Source organism: Micromonospora sp. NPDC049230, from assembly GCF_040647875.1.
GTDB lineage: Bacteria > Actinomycetota > Actinomycetes > Mycobacteriales > Micromonosporaceae > Micromonospora.
Genome location: NZ_JBEZCZ010000008.1, coordinates 22606 through 39309, shown reverse-complemented (window position 1 = coordinate 39309; position 16704 = coordinate 22606). Strand labels below are relative to the sequence as shown.

Annotated in this window: 16 protein-coding genes and 1 pseudogene; 8 read left to right on the top strand and 9 right to left on the bottom strand. The window is 72.3% G+C overall.

Annotated elements, in window-relative coordinates:
- Window positions 1-492: 492 nt before the first annotated feature.
- A complete protein-coding gene (locus AB0A95_RS09840) occupies window positions 493-1761 on the top strand; it encodes an Ig-like domain-containing protein (protein ID WP_357555245.1) in 1269 nt (422 codons plus the stop codon).
- Between the two features lie 58 nt (window positions 1762-1819).
- Here AB0A95_RS09840 and AB0A95_RS09835 read toward each other — a convergent pair whose 3' ends face one another.
- Window positions 1820-2836: an SMP-30/gluconolactonase/LRE family protein gene (locus AB0A95_RS09835; RefSeq protein ID WP_357555244.1), complete on the bottom strand. Its 1017-nt coding sequence runs from the start codon at window positions 2834-2836 to the stop codon at window positions 1820-1822.
- Between the two features lie 265 nt (window positions 2837-3101).
- Between AB0A95_RS09835 and AB0A95_RS09830 the strand changes: the two genes are divergently transcribed.
- Window positions 3102-3488 (top strand): STAS domain-containing protein, encoded by a 387-nt coding sequence (locus AB0A95_RS09830; RefSeq protein WP_357076709.1) that lies wholly within the window; start codon window positions 3102-3104, stop codon window positions 3486-3488.
- 170 nt (window positions 3489-3658) lie between these two features.
- Here AB0A95_RS09830 and AB0A95_RS09825 read toward each other — a convergent pair whose 3' ends face one another.
- Entirely contained in the window at window positions 3659-4051 is a 393-nt protein-coding gene (locus AB0A95_RS09825; RefSeq protein ID WP_357555242.1) for an FKBP-type peptidyl-prolyl cis-trans isomerase, read from the bottom strand.
- 216 nt (window positions 4052-4267) lie between these two features.
- Here AB0A95_RS09825 and AB0A95_RS09820 point away from each other — a divergent pair, with 216 nt between their 5' ends.
- The gene (locus AB0A95_RS09820) at window positions 4268-5203 is read left to right on the top strand and encodes a TerC/Alx family metal homeostasis membrane protein (protein ID WP_357555241.1); all 936 of its coding nucleotides are present in this window, start codon (window positions 4268-4270) and stop codon (window positions 5201-5203) included.
- Window positions 5204-5348: 145 nt separating this feature from the next.
- Here AB0A95_RS09820 and AB0A95_RS09815 read toward each other — a convergent pair whose 3' ends face one another.
- Genes AB0A95_RS09815 through AB0A95_RS09800 form a run of 4 tightly spaced genes read right to left on the bottom strand, consistent with a single transcriptional unit; the run spans window position 5349 to window position 6928 of the window.
- Window positions 5349-5909 carry a hypothetical protein gene (locus tag AB0A95_RS09815; RefSeq protein WP_357555239.1) on the bottom strand — a complete coding sequence of 187 codons (561 nt, stop codon included), beginning with the start codon at window positions 5907-5909 and terminating at the stop codon, window positions 5349-5351.
- The gene (locus AB0A95_RS09810) at window positions 5906-6427 is read right to left on the bottom strand and encodes a DUF6286 domain-containing protein (RefSeq protein WP_357555238.1); all 522 of its coding nucleotides are present in this window, start codon (window positions 6425-6427) and stop codon (window positions 5906-5908) included. The genes AB0A95_RS09815 and AB0A95_RS09810 overlap by 4 nt, the downstream gene beginning before the upstream one ends.
- A 1-nt stretch (window position 6428) precedes the next feature.
- Window positions 6429-6740, bottom strand: coding sequence for an Asp23/Gls24 family envelope stress response protein (locus AB0A95_RS09805; protein WP_357555237.1), 312 nt, complete (start codon window positions 6738-6740; stop codon window positions 6429-6431).
- Window positions 6737-6928 (bottom strand): hypothetical protein, encoded by a 192-nt coding sequence (locus AB0A95_RS09800; RefSeq protein WP_357555236.1) that lies wholly within the window; start codon window positions 6926-6928, stop codon window positions 6737-6739. Before AB0A95_RS09800 ends, AB0A95_RS09805 begins: the two co-directional genes overlap by 4 nt.
- A 162-nt stretch (window positions 6929-7090) precedes the next feature.
- Between AB0A95_RS09800 and AB0A95_RS09795 the strand changes: the two genes are divergently transcribed.
- Together AB0A95_RS09795 and AB0A95_RS09790 are read left to right on the top strand one after the other, a co-directional pair.
- Complete coding sequence (locus AB0A95_RS09795) at window positions 7091-7972, top strand: DUF2726 domain-containing protein (protein ID WP_357555234.1); 882 nt, start codon at window positions 7091-7093, stop codon at window positions 7970-7972.
- Window positions 7973-8264: 292 nt separating this feature from the next.
- Window positions 8265-9542, top strand: a complete 1278-nt coding sequence (locus AB0A95_RS09790; protein WP_357555233.1) for a hypothetical protein — start codon at window positions 8265-8267, stop codon at window positions 9540-9542.
- A gap of 129 nt (window positions 9543-9671) precedes the next feature.
- On the opposite strand, the gene AB0A95_RS09785 is transcribed toward AB0A95_RS09790, so the two are convergent.
- Both AB0A95_RS09785 and AB0A95_RS09780 read right to left on the bottom strand, forming a co-directional pair.
- Window positions 9672-10019 carry an Lsr2 family protein gene (locus tag AB0A95_RS09785; protein WP_357555231.1) on the bottom strand — a complete coding sequence of 116 codons (348 nt, stop codon included), beginning with the start codon at window positions 10017-10019 and terminating at the stop codon, window positions 9672-9674.
- A gap of 223 nt (window positions 10020-10242) precedes the next feature.
- Window positions 10243-10416 (bottom strand): annotated as a pseudogene (locus AB0A95_RS09780) (hypothetical protein); the annotation flags it as partial.
- A 223-nt stretch (window positions 10417-10639) separates the two neighbouring features.
- On the opposite strand from AB0A95_RS09780, the gene lon reads away from it, so the two are divergent.
- Together lon and AB0A95_RS09770 are read left to right on the top strand one after the other, a co-directional pair.
- Window positions 10640-12970 (top strand): endopeptidase La, encoded by a 2331-nt coding sequence (gene lon, locus AB0A95_RS09775; protein WP_357555229.1) that lies wholly within the window; start codon window positions 10640-10642, stop codon window positions 12968-12970.
- Between the two features lie 132 nt (window positions 12971-13102).
- On the top strand, window positions 13103-13507 hold the full coding sequence (locus AB0A95_RS09770; protein WP_357555228.1) for a DoxX family protein: 405 nt from the start codon (window positions 13103-13105) through the stop codon (window positions 13505-13507).
- 55 nt (window positions 13508-13562) lie between these two features.
- Here AB0A95_RS09770 and AB0A95_RS09765 read toward each other — a convergent pair whose 3' ends face one another.
- Window positions 13563-15308 (bottom strand): DEAD/DEAH box helicase, encoded by a 1746-nt coding sequence (locus tag AB0A95_RS09765; protein WP_357555227.1) that lies wholly within the window; start codon window positions 15306-15308, stop codon window positions 13563-13565.
- 804 nt (window positions 15309-16112) lie between these two features.
- Between AB0A95_RS09765 and AB0A95_RS09760 the strand changes: the two genes are divergently transcribed.
- Entirely contained in the window at window positions 16113-16631 is a 519-nt protein-coding gene (locus tag AB0A95_RS09760) for a 2'-5' RNA ligase family protein (protein ID WP_357555226.1), read from the top strand.
- The last annotated feature ends 73 nt before the right edge of the window (window positions 16632-16704 follow it).

Below are 16704 nucleotides of genomic sequence, written 5' to 3'. Positions count from 1 at the left end.
CGACCTGGCTGCCGTCACCCGGGCGCGCCGAACCGGCCGGAGGCGGACTCCGGCTGGACGGTGAGAACGACGCGCCGGTGCGGCCCAGCCCCCCGTGGGGGCGGAACACAGCGAACCCGGCAGAGTGGCGGCAAGCTGATCGACTAATGGGCAACCCTCTATCTGGAAGGTGACCTTACCCTTGCCCTCGGACGAAGGCAAAGCTTCGTCGCGTTCGGCAGAAGTTTCCCATCGGGCGACGAAAGCGGACCGCTCGCACGCCCCGTTCACGTCGCATCCCCCGCAGACGCCGTCATCCGGACAGCCGGCCTGGGGTCGCGCAAGCAGGGCAAAGGGCCCGACAGCGGTCGCTCCAGCCGCTGTTCCAACAAGCGGAACATTGCCGGAAATTGCGTCGGTAAATGCGCGGGCGATTATTTCCGAATGCCGTGGACGCCCCTGTCGAGCGGGCGAGAATGTGGCGGAGGGAAGTCGAAAACGGGGGGACTGAACATGACGTCTAGGCGGCGATTGACGCTGTTGGCGGTAACCATCGCAGCCGCACCGCTCGTCCTGGGTGGGTGCACCGCCGACCGGGAGACGGCGAATGGTTCGGCCAAGCACCACGTCGCCGGGCCGGAACTCGCCGTGACACCGGGGGACAAGGCCCGCGACGTTCCGGTCAGCGCCGAGGTGGGCACCGTGGTCAAGGGCGGCCGGGTCACCGGCGTACGCCTCACCGACGACAAGGGCAAGCTGGTCGACGCCGAGCCGCGCGAGGACGGCTCGGGGTGGGTGCCGAAGGGGCCGCTGCAACCACGGCGGACGTACACCGCCGAGGTGACCGCCACCGGGGACTCCGGTGCCACCACCACCCGCACCACCACGTTCACCACCATGGCCACATCGACCAAACCGCACATCACCAGCACTCTCTATTTCGTGGGTAATCGGACGTACGGCACGGCGATGCCGGTAACCGTCGCGTTCGACCCGGCAATTCCGAAAGAGGCCAGAGCGGATGTCCAGCGACGGTTGTTCGTGAAGACGAATCCTCCGCAGCCCGGCACCTGGTCGTGGCTCGAAGACGGAAGTCAGGTCTATTACCGGGCGCCCGACTTCTGGAAACCGGGGACGTCGATCAGTGTCCGGGCCGGGCTGGAGGGCCTGCCGATCGGCAAGGACCGGGTCGGCGACGCCGAGCGGACCGCGACCTCCAAGATCGGACGCCAGCTCGCGCTGGAGATCGACAACGCCACCAAGCAGATGACGGTGCTGCGCGACGGCAAACAGATCCGCCGGATCCCGGTCAGCCTGGGCAAACCGAGCACGCCGAGTTCCAGCGGCAAGATGGTGATCATGGAGAAGCACGAGCGGACCACCTTCGACACCCGGGGTGAGCCGAACGGCGGCTACGTGGTCGACGTCGACGACGCCCAGCGCTACACCTGGGGTGGCGAGTTCATCCACTCCGCGCCGTGGTCGGAGGGGGACCAGGGCAGCACCAACGTCTCGCACGGCTGCGCCAACGTCTCCGCCACCGCGGCCGACTGGTTGATGGGGGTGACGCAGGTCGGTGACCTGATCACCGTCAAGGGCACCGAGGTGGAGTTGCAACCGGGCAACGGCTGGACGGCGTGGAACGTGAGCTGGGACGAGTTCGCCCGGGGCAGTGCCCTGCCGGTGCCGCCCGGGCTCAAACCCGCGCCGGTCCCCCCGGCGCACCCGGGCGCGGTGGCCGGCGGCTCACCCGCCCCGGCGCCCTCGGTCAGCGGCCGCTGAGACACCCGGCACCGACACCCGGGGTCGGCCCGCCACCACGCGGGCCGGCCCGGGCCTGTCAGTCCAGGGGTACGCGGGCCACCCCGGACCCGATCAGGCTGCCCAGCCAGAGGCGCTCGCCGTGCTGGCGTACCCCGGTGATCATCCGGTAGTGCCCGGTCGGGCCGTGCAGCGTCCGGCGGACCGCGCCCGCGCCGTCGACGAGCGCGACCAGCCCGTAGCGGCGCGGCTGCGGCTGCAACGCGTCGGGCAGCAACGCGGCGACCTGACGCAGTCGCGGGTGCGGCAGCAGCCGCTCGGCGATCGGCACCCGCGGGCTGGGCAACGCGATCCAGTACGTCCCGTCGCCGACGGCGGACAGATTGTCCGGGTACGCGGGCAGGTCGGCGAGCACCCGGACGCCACCGCCCAGTTCGACGCGGAGCAGGCGGTGGGTGCTGGTCTCCACGAGCATCAGCGCCGACTCGTCCGGGGTCAGCGCGATCCCGTTGGGGAAGTACAGCCCGTCGGTCACCACGTCGGTGCGGCCGCTGCCCGGATGGTGGGCCAGCACCCGACCGTTGGGGCGATGCTCCAGCAGGTCCCGCTTCCAGTGCGACACCGGGAACCGGTCGGAGGAGTCGGTGAAGTAGATGGTGCCGTCGCGCGCCACCGTCGCGTTGTTGGCCAGGTGCACCAGGGGCGCGGCCCCGGTCAGTTCGCGTACCGCGCCGTCGGGCGTCACCCGCAGCAAACCGCGGTACGCGTCGCAGACGACCAGAGCCTCACCCGACGCGTCCACCTCGATGCCGAGCGGTCGGCCACCGGTCTCGGCCAGCAGCCGGGGGTGGGTGCCGACCGGGGCGTCCACCGGCCAGCACCAGAGCCGGCCGTCCTCGTCGCCACTGACCACCCGGCCGGCGTCGTCGACAAGCACGTCCTCCGGGCCGACGGCGCCGTCGGGGAGGGGCAGCACCTCGGCTCGGTCGAGCCGCCGGTCCGTCGGAGCCCAGGCCCCGGTCAGCGGCGGAGGCACGGTGGCCGGCTCGCGGACGGGCCGGATCAGCAGTGGCGGCCGGGGCCGAGGGAGCAGCATCGGCCCATTCTCCACCGCCGGCGCCGACCGCCGCCCATGATCGACACGGTATCCGTGCCGTCGTGGCGTCCGGCTGCCGCGGACACCCCGGTTTCCTGGAGCTGGAGTCGATCAACGCACGGCCCGGTCGGGGCACGGTGCGGAGCTGGGCCCCGGCCCCTACCCCGAGGGGGACGGGGGGCACCTCGGGGTAAGACCCTGGGCGTACCCGGAATCACTCCCGCGGAGGCCGAAACTGTCGGTGGGGGAGGCTAGATTTCTCGGCATGGGAGAACGGATCGACCGGCTCGACGTGCAGGTCAGCGTGGGTGACCAGGTGGTCCTCGTGCGGGTGGCCGGTGAGGTCGACATCGCCACGGTGGCCGCGTTCCGGTCCGCGCTGTGGTCCGTGCCGGCCCGTCCGGTGATCCAGGTGGAGCTGTCCGGGTTGCGGCTGCTCTCCGCCGCCGGCGTCCGCACGCTGCTCGCCGCGCACCTGCGGGTCCGGGCGTGTGGTGGTGAGCTGGTCCTGGTCGACCCGAGCCCGGTCGTGGCCCGGGTGCTGCGTGCCACCGGGCTGCACCGGGTGATGCCGATTCTGGAGCCGGCCCGGGTCGTCGAGGCCGCCCGTCGCCCGGCGGTCGAGCCAGCCAACCTGCGACTGGCCGCCTGACCCGCGGCCCCGCGAGCCCTGTCGCTGTTCGAAGGCCGCTGACGGCGCGCCGTCGACCCTGAGCCGCATCGCCGTTCGAGGGCTGCTACCGCCGTCGGCCCCTGAGCCCGGTCGTTGTTCGAGGACGGCAGTGGGGCCGCCGGCACGCGCCGACGACCCCCGAGCCTCGGTCAGCGCACGTCGAGCAGGTCGACGACGAAGACGAGCGTCTCGCCCGGCTTGATGACGCCGCCGGCACCGCGGTCGCCGTACCCCAGGTGTGGCGGGATGGTGAGGCGGCGACGGCCGCCGACGCGCATGCCGACGACGCCCCGGTCCCAGCCGGCGATGACCTGACCGCCGCCGAGCGGGAACTCGAACGCCTCGCCCCGGTTCCAGGACGAGTCGAACTCGGCACCGGTGGAGTGCGACACGCCGACATAGTGCACGCTGGCCAACTGGCCCGCCTGGGCCTGCGGCCCCTCGCCCACGGTGATGTCCTCGATCACGAGGTCGGCCGGCGGCGCACCCTCGATCGGACCCACCTCGGGCTTGCCGGATCGGGCGCCTGCTGCCTGGTTCATGCGGGGATCTCCTGCCGTGTCGATTGATGTTTCCGGTCACCCTCGATCCTGCCGGATCACCCCCCACCAATGTCCGCCAGACCCGCCGAACCCCACCCACGCGTCGATCTTGCTTCCTGTCGCCTATTTGCCGCGTTTCGCACTCTTCACCGGGGCAGAAAGCGCAAGATCGACGGGGCGGGGGCGCGGGGGCGGGCGGGGGCGTTGGTGGCTGAGGTGACGGTTGCGGTGCCGCTGTGGGGTTGGGCGGGCGTGGGTGCGGTGATCGCCGTGCTGCTCGCCGTGGACGTGCTGCTGCATCGGGACAACCACGTCATCGGGCTCCGCGAGGCGCTGCTGTGGAGCGCCGTGTGGGTCGGCGCGGGTCTGCTGTTCGGGTTGGTCGTGTGGTGGGGCCTCGGCGGCGATCCGGCCATCGCGTACTTCTCCGGCTACCTGTTGGAAAAGGCGCTCTCGGTGGACAACGTGTTCGTCTTCGCCCTGCTCTTCGGCTACTTCCAGGTGCCGTCGGGCTATCAGCACAAGGTGCTGTTCTGGGGTGTCGTCGGGGCGCTCGTCTTCCGCCTGCTGTTCATCTTCGCCGGGGCCGAGCTGCTGGACCGGCTCACCTGGGCCGGATTCGCGCTGGGCGCCTTCCTGATCTGGACCGGCTGGCGGCTGGCCGTACGCGGAAAACCGGACGTCGACCCGGACCGCAACGTCGTGGTCCGGCTGTTCCGGAAGCTGGTGCCCACCGACGCCCGGTACCACGACGACCGGTTCACCGCCCGGGTGGCCGGCCGACGGGTGGCGACACTGCTGCTGGTGGCGCTCGTCGCCATCGAGGCCACCGACATGGTCTTCGCCATCGACTCGGTGGCGGCGATCCTCGCCATCACCACCAACACCTTCCTGGTCTGGACGGCTACCGCGTTCGCCGTGCTGGGGTTGCGCAGTCTCTACTTCTGCCTCGCCGGCCTGCTGCGACGCTTCGGCTACCTGCGCTACGGGCTGGCGCTGCTGCTCGGCTTCGCCGGACTGAAGCTCGTCCTGGCCGAGACGCCGGTGGGCAAGCTGCCGGTCTGGTCGACACTGGCGGTGGTGGTGCTGACCCTGGTGGTCTCCATCGGGGCCAGCGTCGTGGCCGCGCGCCGCCCGGGCGTCCACGGCTGAGCCGCCGACCGGCCCGCGTCGGTCGCCCAGCACCGGCCGGGACAGCTCCTCGGCCAGGGACGGGCCGTGCCAGATGGGGTGTCGGCCGGAGAGCAGGGCACACGGTACGCCGGGAAACGCCGCCGTCTCCGGCTCGCGGCGCGGGTCAGGGCCGGCCCGGCTCGATGCGGGCGGTCACGTCGAGGTGCGCCGGCTGGCAGTCGGTCGTCGCCGCGAACCGGCGGACCGCGGCGCGGACGTGCTCGCGTACACCGGCGGTCGCCGCGTCGGCCGTCAGGTCCACCCGGATCCACACGTCGGGGTGCGGCGGCTCGCCGGTGAGCACCACCCGGGCCCGGCGTACCGCGGGGTTGGCGGTCAGGTCGCGGACCAGCGCGTCGGTGAGGACATCGGTGGTCAGTCGGGTGCGGCCCGGTCGTCGCCCGGGGTGACTCAGGGTGCCGCGCAGCGTACCGGCGGGTCGCCGCACCTCCCGGGTCAGGAGGCGCTGCCCGGCCAGGGCGAGTAGTAGCCCGCCGACCGCCGCGGCCAGGGTGCTCCAGGGCGTGGCCGTCCGCCACCGGTCCAGCAGTCCGGCGCTGAGCAGGGTCGCCTGTGGATCGGCGCCGGGCAGGGTGCCGTTGCCGGCCGCCAGCGCCGCGCCACCGCCCGCCACCAGCAGCAGCGCGACGATCGTCCACAGAAGGCGGTGGCCGGCGTTTGTCATGCCGGGCGCCGGCGGGGCTGTAGCCGGACGTCGATGCGCCCGGGGCGGGGCGCGGTGAGCCGGTGCAGTTCCTGGCGCACCGCGTACTCGATCTCCGCCCGGGCCGCCGGATCGCCTGTCGCGCGCACCCGGGGGCGCCACTGCCCGCCGCGCCGTCGGACCCGCACCCGGGCGCGGCGTACGCCCGGCACCGCGCCGGCCGCGTCGGCCAGCCGCCGCTCCACACTGCGGCGGTGCAGGTGCCAGCCGTCGTGGTCGTCGGTGCGCAACCGCACAGGTGTCCAGGGACGCAGTTGGGCGACCAGGGTGACAAGTCCCAGCAGTACGGCGCCGCCGGCCACCGCCCGGACCGTCGGGTCACGCCACCGGGTGCCGCTCAGGGCGTCGAACCAGCCGGTGGTGTCCAGCGGCGCCGACCGGTCCAGGGCGAGCAGGAGTGCCTGGACGGCTGCCAGTGCCCCGCCGACGAGCAGGGCGGTGGCCAGCAGCAGCGAGGCGACCCGGTTGACGGTGCGCATCTCAGCCGGCCTCGGCCGCGGGGGCCGCGGAGACGTCGACGCCCGGCACGAGCAGGTCGTCCACGGTGACAGTGACCGCCGCCACGCGGAGGCCGGTGGTGGCGCCCACCCGGTCGGCGACCACCGCCCGGACCGTCTCGGCGATGGTGGGCACGCTGTGCCCGTACCAGGTGATCAGGTGCAGGTCGAGTCCGACGGACCGGTCGTCGAGGCGGACCGCCGCCGGACGGACGACGGAGACGCCCGGCACCAGGCCGGCGGCCTGGACCGCGATCCGCGCGACAGTCGCGGCGTCGGACGGGCGGCCGGTCATCGGCGTCGCCGTGGTTCGATGCGGCGGTCGCCGAGACCGGTCACCGTGAGGTCACCGTCGAGCACCCGGGCCACCAACCAGCCGAGCAGGCCGGCGAGCACGGCGACGGCGGTCACGCCGATGCCGGCGAGTGCCCAGACCGCCACGGCGAGGAACCCGGCGAGGAAGCCGAACTGCTGACGCGACATGGTCACCTCCGGCCGGTTCGGTACCGGCGGTCGCTGGATACACCCGCCGGCCGCCCCCGGAACGTCACTCGCCTGTGATACAGGTCACATTCAAAGTGGGTGTCCCATGATCGAGCACCTAGACTCGGCGCGGCTCGACCGACCGGCGGATGGATCAGGCAGATGACGAGCATCGGCAGCGACGACCGCGGCTGGCTGCGGGCGCTGCCCGCCGACGGTGGGCGCGAGACGACGCTCAGCCGCGCCGGCCTCCGGGTTTATCCGGCCCGCCGGCTCAGCGATCTGGTCCAGGGCCGCCCGCCTGGGGTCACCGGCAGCCAGTGGAGTTCGGCCAGCCGTGCCAGCTTCGACTTCGTGGTCTGCGCCGCCGACACCGGCCGAGCGGTCGTCGCCGTGGAGATCGGCCCGGTCGCGTCCGCCGGCTCCGCGCAGCAGCGCGTCGAGCGACTGAAGGACGCGGTGAGCGCGGCCGTCGGCCTGCCCGTGCTGCGGATCGGATCGCCGACGTTGCGCGCCGCCGAGCACGGCCGACGCCTGGTGGAGTACGTGATCGACGCCCGCGCCTACGCGGCCGGCGCCGCCGGGGTGACAGTCGTCGGCGACGACCCGGCCCCGGTGAATTTTCGGGACATCCTCGGTCGGCTGCCGGACGGCCGTACCGGGCCGGTCAACGACCTCGGGGCGCTGACCCGGGCGGCGGCGGTCGAGGCGTACGTGGCGGGTCGGGTGGCCGACCCGATCGTGCGCGGGCTGCACGTGCGCTGGGCCGACGGGCCGGCGCAGGGGTGGAGTTGGGTGCAGGTCCGCCCCGACGCCTGCCTCGTCGAGGAGGTCTCGGTGACCGAGCAACGCTTCTCGTGCGGCATCGACGCGGCCCGACTGGCCGAGGATCTCGCCACCGTCGCGGTGGGGGAGCGGCTGCGGGCGGACGCCGGCACGGACCTGCTGCCGCGTGCCGAACTGACCGCGCGGATCGCCGCGCTGAGTCGACGCCGCCACGAACTCGTCGGCGGATTCGCCTTCGACCACCTCTGCGCCGACTGACGGCGCCCGTTCCACCTGCTGGTTCCTGCCCGTGATCGGCTCCGTCTCCGGTCCCGGCAATTTCCTGCGCAACGGTTGAACCTTCCCGGTCGCCGGCCCGTACTCCTGCGCGAATGAACAGGATCTCCCCATCCGCGTCTACGGGCGCGGGAGACGGTGCGGAAAGGGCATCGTCGGCCATCGACGCATTACCGGGTAGGTCGCGGTGCTCGCCACCGTGGCGTGCGATCTCACATCCGTCGGTCCGCCGAGGGCAGGAATCCACTACCGGATCGAGAAGGAGAGCAATTCGATGCGCAGGTCCACACGGGCGCGCCGGTCATCCGGCAACGCGCGGAGCAAGCGTCTGCTGGCCGTTGTCGGCACGCTCGTGGTCTTCGGCGGAGTCGTCGCCGTGACCCAGATTTCGTCGGCCCAGGACCGGCGGACAAATAAGCCTCGTCCGGTTGCCGGGCAGTGCGTGGAGCCGAGCCCCGGTTCGACCGCGCCGGCTGGCGGCGCCTCGACCAGCCGGACCTGGCAGAACGGCCGCTGGGTGCGTAACCACTGGGGTGACGGGCAGCAGTCGGTTCCCGAGTGTGAGGACGGCAAGGACGGCACTGTGGGCACCGGAACGGCCATCGCCTGTCCGGACGTGACGGCGAAGTTGCCGCAGGTGCCGGCCCAGGCGCGGGCCGAGGTGGATCGTGGCCTCGCCCAGTTGCAGGCCCAGATCGCCGAGGCGGACCGCCGGTTGGCCGCCGAGGGGAACAAGGGTGAGGCCTTCATCCGCAACGCGATCCTGCAACCGCTGGCCGGCAAGCGGCGCGCGGTACTGGACCGGATCACGACCGCGATCGACCGGGTCGGGCCTCGACCGCAGGGGCTGGCGCAGCTCGCCGACTGCCAGGTGCAGCCGACCGGCAACACGGGCGGCAATAACGGCGGCGGGAACAACGGTGGCGGCAACAACAACGGTGGTGGAAACAACGGCGGCGGCAATAACGGCGGCGGGAACAACAACGGTGGCAATGCCCCCGGTGCCGGGCTCGGCGTGCTGGCCAACGACTGCGACGAGAGCCGACTCCAGCCGCACGACGGTTTCCAGATCGGCAACCGCTGCGTCAGCACCGAGTTCGGCGAGGTCGGCGCCGCCGCCAACAACCCGTCCCTGTTGATCACGCAGTTCCCCGACCAGGTCGGCCGCAACCAGGCGTTCACCCTGCGGGTGAGCACCCGCAACCTGGTCCGCGACCGCTTCCTGGCCGCCGGTCAGGGTGGCTACTACGTGGAGAGCTCGCTGCTCAACGCCCAGGGCCTGGTCCGGGGTCACTTCCATACCGCGTGCCGGATGCTGGACAGCCTGACCACCCCGCCGGAGCCGCAGGAGGTGCCCGCCTTCTTCGTCGCGACCGAGGACGGCCGCGGTGGCGCGCAGCCCGACGAGGTGACGATCCAGATTCCGGGCCTGCCGGAGGCGGGCACCGCGCAGTGCTCCGTCTGGGCCGGTGACGGTTCGCACCGGCTGCCGATGATGGAGCGGGCGAACCAGACCCCCGCGTTCGACTCGGTACGCATCGACGTCAACTGACCCAGCACGACCGACGGTGGCCGGTCACCCGGGGCGAAAACCCTGGGTGACCGGCCACCGTCATGTCGTGCCGGGACAATCCGACGGGGCCTCGCCGTGTCCAGCGCAACCCCGTCGGCGACCCGCGCGTCAGCGCGCCTTGTACGCCTCGACGACCTCGACCGGGATCCGGCCACGCTCGGAAATTTTGTAGCCGTTGTTGACGGCCCATTCCCGGATGGCGCGGTTCTGCTCCCGATCCATTCCGGCGCCGGTGGGTCGCCCCGGCCTCCGGATCGATCGGGCGCTCTCCACCGGGCCGCGGCCGATCCGCCGGCCCGCATTGATGTACGGATCCAGGGCCTTGCGCAAGACGCCGGCATTTTCGTCCGAGACGTCGATCGTGTAGGCCACGCCGTCGAGACTGAACTCGACCGTCCGGTCGGCCTTGCCGCCGTCGAGGTCGTCGGTCAGGACCGTGATTACTTTTCTCGCCATTGCCGATTACTCCCTGTGTGCGGCGGGATGTGTCCAAAGTCTGACCTATCAGCGGTGTATTCCGCAACAATATGCGCCCCATTCGGCGCGTCGTGATTCCGTTCGTTACCGAGAAAAACCGGAAATCGGTGGGGCGGCAATCGTCGGGGAGGCCGGTGTGCCCGGCCACGGCGGCCGCCTCGGCCCGGTTGGACACCCGCAGCCTGTGCGGCGACGCGGCGGTCATCCGTTTCACCGTCCGTTCCGAGACGTGCAGTTCTTCGGCGATGTCGACGGTCTCGCGGCCGGCGGCGATCGTCCGCGGTAGCCGCCGTTCCTCGCCGTCGAGGTCGACCCCGGGTACGCACCGAACGAGGGGAGTTGGGCGGGCCGCCGGGCATGATCCACTCGCGTTCATGGAGTCGCGGTATCCCGCCCCCTCCGGACGCCCCGATGTCAAGAAAGCCGAGTCGATCATCCATCGGCGAGCCCGCACGCCGGAGCCCGCACGCACGCCCAGACCCGCACGCACGCCGGAACCCGGCACGCAGCGGGAGTGGCCTGGGTCACAAGCCGGAACAAGGGGAACGCTTTGTTACTTGAGTGAGACACGCTCAACTCAACGCGATAGCAGGTGTTCGATGGCAACTCTTCCGGTACTTCCCCTGACCGACGCCGTGCTGCTGCCCGGCATGGTCATCCCGGTGACCCTCGACCCGACCACCCAGTCCGCGATCGACGCGGCACGGGCGACCGGCGACCGCAAGTTGCTGGCCGTTCCGCGCATCGACGGCGAGTACGGCCCGGTCGGCGTCGTCGCCACCATCGAGAAGGTCGGCCGGCTCCCCGAGGGTGAGCCCGCGGCCGTCATCCGTGGCCTGTCCCGGGCCCGGATCGGCTCCGGCGTGCCCGGCCCCGGCGCCGCGCTCTGGGTCGAGGCGACCGAACTCGACGAACCCGCTCCCGCCGGCCGCGCCCGGGAGCTCGCCCGCGAGTACCGCGCCCTGGTGACCTCCGTGCTCCAGCAGCGCGGCGCCTGGCAGGTCATCGACGCGGTGGAGCGGATGACCGACCTGTCCGAGCTGGCCGACTCGGCCGGCTACGCACCCTGGCTGACCCTGGACCAGAAGAACGAACTGCTCGCCGCGCCGGACGTCACCGCCCGGTTGGAGCTGCTTGTCGGCTGGGTGAAGGACTACCTGGCCGAGCAGGAGGTCACCGAGCAGATCAACAGTGACGTCCGGGAGGGGCTGGAGAAGTCCCAGCGGGAGTTCCTGCTGCGTCAGCAGCTCGCCGCGATCCGCAAGGAGCTGGGCGAGGACGAGCCGGACGGCTCCGCCGACTACCGGTCCCGCGTCGAGTCCGCCGAGCTGCCGGAGAAGGTCCGCGAGGCGGCCATGCGCGAGGTCGGCAAGCTGGAGCGGGCCAGTGACGCCTCACCGGAGGCGGGCTGGATCCGTACCTGGCTCGACACGGTGCTGGAGATGCCGTGGGGCACGCGTACCGAGGACAACACCGACCTGGCCGCGGCCCGGGCGGTGCTCGACGCCGACCACGCCGGCCTGGCCGACGTGAAGGACCGCATCCTGGAGTACCTGGCCGTGCGCAACCGGCGGGCCGAGCGCAACCTCGGCGTGGTCGGCGGTCGCGGCTCCGGCGCGGTGCTCGCCCTCGCCGGCCCTCCCGGAGTGGGAAAGACCAGTCTCGGCGAGTCCGTGGCGCGGGCACTCGGGCGCAACTTCGTCCGGGTCTCGCTCGGCGGTGTCCGTGACGAGGCGGAGATCCGCGGTCACCGGCGCACCTACGTGGGCGCTCTGCCCGGCCGGATCGTCCGCGCGCTGCGCGAGGCCGGCTCGATGAACCCGGTCGTGCTCCTCGACGAGGTGGACAAGGTCTCCGCCGGCTACGCCGGCGACCCGGCCGCCGCCCTGCTGGAGGTGCTCGACCCGGCGCAGAACCACACCTTCCGGGACCACTACCTGGAGGTCGACCTGGACCTGTCCGACGTGCTGTTCCTGGCCACCGCCAACGTGGTGGAGTCCATCCCCGGCCCGTTGCTGGACCGGATGGAGCTGGTCACGCTGGACGGCTACACCGAGGACGAGAAGGTCGCCATCGCCCGCGACCACCTGCTGCCCCGGCAGCGGGATCGGGCCGGGCTGACCGCCGACGAGGTCGGCGTCGCCGACGAGGCGCTCGCGCTGATCGCGGGGGAGTACACCCGCGAGGCCGGTGTCCGGCAACTCGAGCGTGCCCTGGCCAAGATCCTGCGCAAGGTGGCGGTGACGCTGGCGACCGACCCGACCCCGGTACGCGTCGACACCGACAACCTCACCGGCTACCTCGGCCGACCGAAGTTCACCCCGGAGTCGGCCGAGCGCACCGCGGTGCCCGGTGTGGCGACCGGCCTCGCCGTCACCGGCGCCGGTGGGGACGTGCTCTTCATCGAGGCGACGAGCATGGAGGGCGAGCCGGGGCTGACCCTGACCGGCCAGCTCGGCGACGTGATGAAGGAGTCGGCGCATATCGCGCTGTCGTACCTGCGCTCCAACGGGCGTCGGCTCGGCATCGACCCGAACGCCCTGGCGGGACGGCGGATCCACCTGCACGTCCCGGCGGGCGCGGTGCCCAAGGACGGCCCGAGCGCCGGCATCACCATGGTCACGGCCCTGGCGTCACTGGTCACCGGCCGCCCGGTCCGCCCCGAGTTCGGGATGACCGGCGAGGTGACGCTCTCCGGTCGGGTGCTGCCGATCGGTGGGGTGAAGCAGAAGCTGCTCGCCGCACACCGGGCCGGCCTCACCGAGGTGATCATCCCGGCGCGCAACGAGCCCGACCTGGACGACCTGCCGACCGAGGTGCGCGAGGCGCTGACCGTGCACACCCTGGCCGACGTGGCCGACGTGCTCGCCCTGGCGCTGCGCCCGGCCGACGTCGAGGCGCTGGACGGTCCGGCACTGTTCACGGTCTGACGCCGCGACCACAGGAACCCCCGCCGTCTTTCGAGACGGCGGGGGTTCTCGGGTACGCGGGCAAAGGTCTACTGTGCCGCGTGAGCCCTCAACTGCCTCTCCGCCGCGAGGCGGTCCCCTGGAGGAACCCCCGTGAACCTGGTGCTCTGGATCATCCAGATCCTGCTCGCCGTCGCCTTCGCCGGCGCCGGCTTCGCCAAGCTGACCCAAGCCAAGGACAAACTGCGTGAGCAGATGCGGTGGGTCGACCCGGTCCCACCGACCCAGGTCAAGGCACTCGGCGCGGTCGAGCTGCTGGCCGCCGTCGGGCTGGTGCTGCCCCCACTCACCGGCATCGCCACGGTGCTCACCCCGCTCGCCGCCGTCGGGCTGGTCATCGTCATGATCGGCGGCATCGCCGTGCACCTGCGCGACAGGAAGAAGCGCGACACGGCGGCCGAGCGTCGCACGGAGATCCAGGGCGCGATCACCTGTGCGGTGCTGCTCGTGCTCGCCGCGGTGGTGGCCTGGGGCCGCTTCGGCCCGTACTCCTTCTGATCCACACCGCCGGCGACCGTCGTACCCCGGCGGTCGCCGGCGGTGTGCTCAGTGCTCAGCGCTCGTCGCCCCCGCGGTCGCGGCGCACCGTGGCCTTGCGGCCCTTGATCGTGCTCTGCCGCAGCCCGGAGATCACCTCGTCGGCCACCCCCTGCGGCACCTCCACCAGCGAGAACCGATCGGCGATCTCGATCGAGCCGATGTCCCGGCCACGGATCCCCGTCTCCCCGGTGATCGCACCCACCAGATCCTGCGGACGCACCCCCGCCCGGCGGCCCAGGCCGACGAAGACCTGGACGGTGTTGCCGCCGCCCGATCGCGGCCGGCCCCCGCCCCGCCGGTCGCCGCCCCGGCCGCCGGTCTCCGGTCGACCCTCGCGGGGAGCGCGCACCGGCACCTGCGGGATCTCCTCCTCGTCGTCGGCGCCCGGCGAGGTCACCTCGTGCGCGAGCTTCACGGCGGCGAGGGCGACCTCCATCAGGTCGAACTCGTCGGTCAGCGTCTCCACGATCACCCGGTACGGGTCGAGGTCGTCCTCCAGCAGGCTTTCCCGCAGCGCCGCCTGGGTCAGCTCCAACCGGCGGGTACGCATGTCGGCCACGGTGGGGATCTTGTCGATGGTGATCCGCTGGCCGGTCACCCGCTCGATGGTCTTGAGCATCCGGTGCTCACGCGGCTCGGCGAGGGTGATCGCCACGCCCTCGCGGCCGGCCCGCCCGACCCGACCGATCCGGTGCACGTACGACTCCGGGGCGGACGGCACGTCGTAGTTGACCACGTGGGTGAGCTGCTCGACGTCCAGCCCCCGGGCCGCCACGTCGGTGGCCACCAGCAGGTCGGCGGTGCCCGCCCGCAGCCGGCCCATCACCCGGTCGCGTTGCTCCTGGCTCATCCCGCCGTGCAGCGCCTCGGAGCGGTAGCCCCGGCCGTTCATCGTCTCGGTCAGCCGGTCCACCTCCTCGCGGCTGCGGCAGAACACGATCGCGGCGGTGGGCGACTCCACGTCCAGCACCCGGCCCAGCGCCGCCGGTTTGTGGGCCCGCGTCACGATGTACGCGCTCTGCCGCACCCGGGGCGCCTCACCCGCGACGGTCTGCTCCCGGCCGATCTCGATGCGGACCGGTGCACGCAGGTGCTGCCGGGCCATCCCGTCGATGCGCGACGGCATGGTGGCCGAGAACAGCACAGTCTGACGCTGCGCCGGAGCGTGCTCCAGGATCGCCTCGATGTCCTCGGCGAAGCCCATGTCGAGCATCTCGTCGGCCTCGTCGAGCACCACCGTGGCCAGCCCGCCCAGGCGCAGGGTGCCCCGGGCGATGTGGTCGAGCGCCCGCCCCGGGGTGGCCACCACGACGTCGACACCGCTGTCCAGTGCCCGCAACTGCCGCCCGATCGGCTGCCCGCCGTAGATGGGCAGCACCCGCGCGCCGAGGTCCTTGCCGTAGCGGTGGAACGCCTCGGAGACCTGCACCGCCAACTCCCGGGTCGGCACCAGCACCAGCGCCACCGGGTCGCCGTCGCGGCGGTGGGGCGTCATGAGGTTCAGCAGCGGCAGCGCGAACGCCGCCGTCTTGCCGGTGCCGGTGGCCGCCTGACCCAGCAGGTCCCGCCCCTCCAACAGCGGCGGGATCGCCTCCCGCTGGATGGGGGTCGGCTCCTCGTACCCGAGGGCGGCGAGCGCGCCCAGCAACTCGGCGCGCAGCCCGAGGTCGGTGAAGGCGCTCACCTCGTCGGTGCCGCCGGGGCTGGCGTCAATCGGTGCGTCGGTCGGTGCGTCGTGCTGTGCAGGTGCGGAACTCATGTGCCAAGCCTTTCATTACGCCGTCCGGCCCGCTGCGCCGACCGGCACAACCCCACGAGCGCACCCCGCGAGCCGCGCCCACGAGCGCGCCCCGCCCTCGCAAGATCCGCACGAGTTCGGGGAAACTGCTGCCTGCGGGACGCCTGAGGCAGCAGTTTCCCCGAACTTGTGTGGATCATGAGCGGGGCGGGGGCGGACCGGGGTATCCCCAACGAGCGTGATGCCTGTGAGTCATCAAGATGACCCACAGGCATCAGCGTGTCGGACCCGGAGGCGGTGGACCGGTTCACGTTCGACGCTCGCTGGCGTTACACCGCGCCGGTGGGCGGTTGGGACGCTGCGGGTCGGGTTGGGTTCGTCCACACCGTGCTGGTCGACATGCGGGAACGGCTGCGTCGTTCGGACGGCCGGACCGGATCTTCGAGGTCGCGTTGAACTCCGCTCGGGCCGCCCTGCTCGCCGTCCTAGGCGGTCTGACCGATCTGCCGGAACCGGGGTGTCAGGCGATGCGGCTGCTGGCCACCGTCCTCGGCCAGAACCTGGAGGCAGGTGATCCGGATCGGGTGATCTCCACCGTCGACCCGGAAGTGTTTGGAAGGGGCCAGTGGCCGGGCAATCAGGAGCGAACTCCCGGGGTCTGCCGGGCGTCCTGGATCGGAGGCCGAGATGCGCTGGCTGCTCCTCCTGGTGATCGTGGCGCTGGTTGTCGGCGGGCTCTGGCTGCCCCGTCGCGCGAGGCGGGCGGGCAGGTCGGCGCGGCGACGGCTGGACGGGTGACGCCGGCCGCCGGGCTAGCGTGGGCGGGTGCGTACCGTGGAACTGGTCTGCTCGCCCGGGTTGGACGTCGCGGTCCGGGCGGTCTGGGGCCGGTTGGCGGCGGCGGGGTTGCCCAGTCTGGCCCGCAACATCCACCCGACCAACCGGCCGCACCTCACGCTCGCGGCGGTGGACGACTTCCCGCCCGGCGTCGCGCACCGTCTGGCCGAGCTGTTCGACGCCGCGCTACCGGTGCCGGTCACCCTCGAACGTGTCGTCGTCCTCGACGGCAGCGCCCCGCTGGTCTGGCTCGTGCGACCGACGCCCGCCCTGACCACGCTGCACGCGGCCGTCTGGGACGTGCTCGCCGAGGCCGACGGGCAGCGGCCGTGGCACGCGCCGGGGGAGTGGGTGCCACACCTGAGCCTGGCCCTGCGGTTCCGCGACGCGGACCTGCGCCGGGCCCGCGCCGTGAGCGGTGGGCAGCGCCCGGCGGGCGACTTCGTCGGCGCGCGCAGCTATGACGGTACGGATCGGACGGTGACCCCGTTGACCCGGCTCGGCTGAGGTCATAGCGGGACCGGGCCCCACGTACGGCGGATCGTCGCGACGGTCACCGGCCCGAGCCCGCCCGACTGGT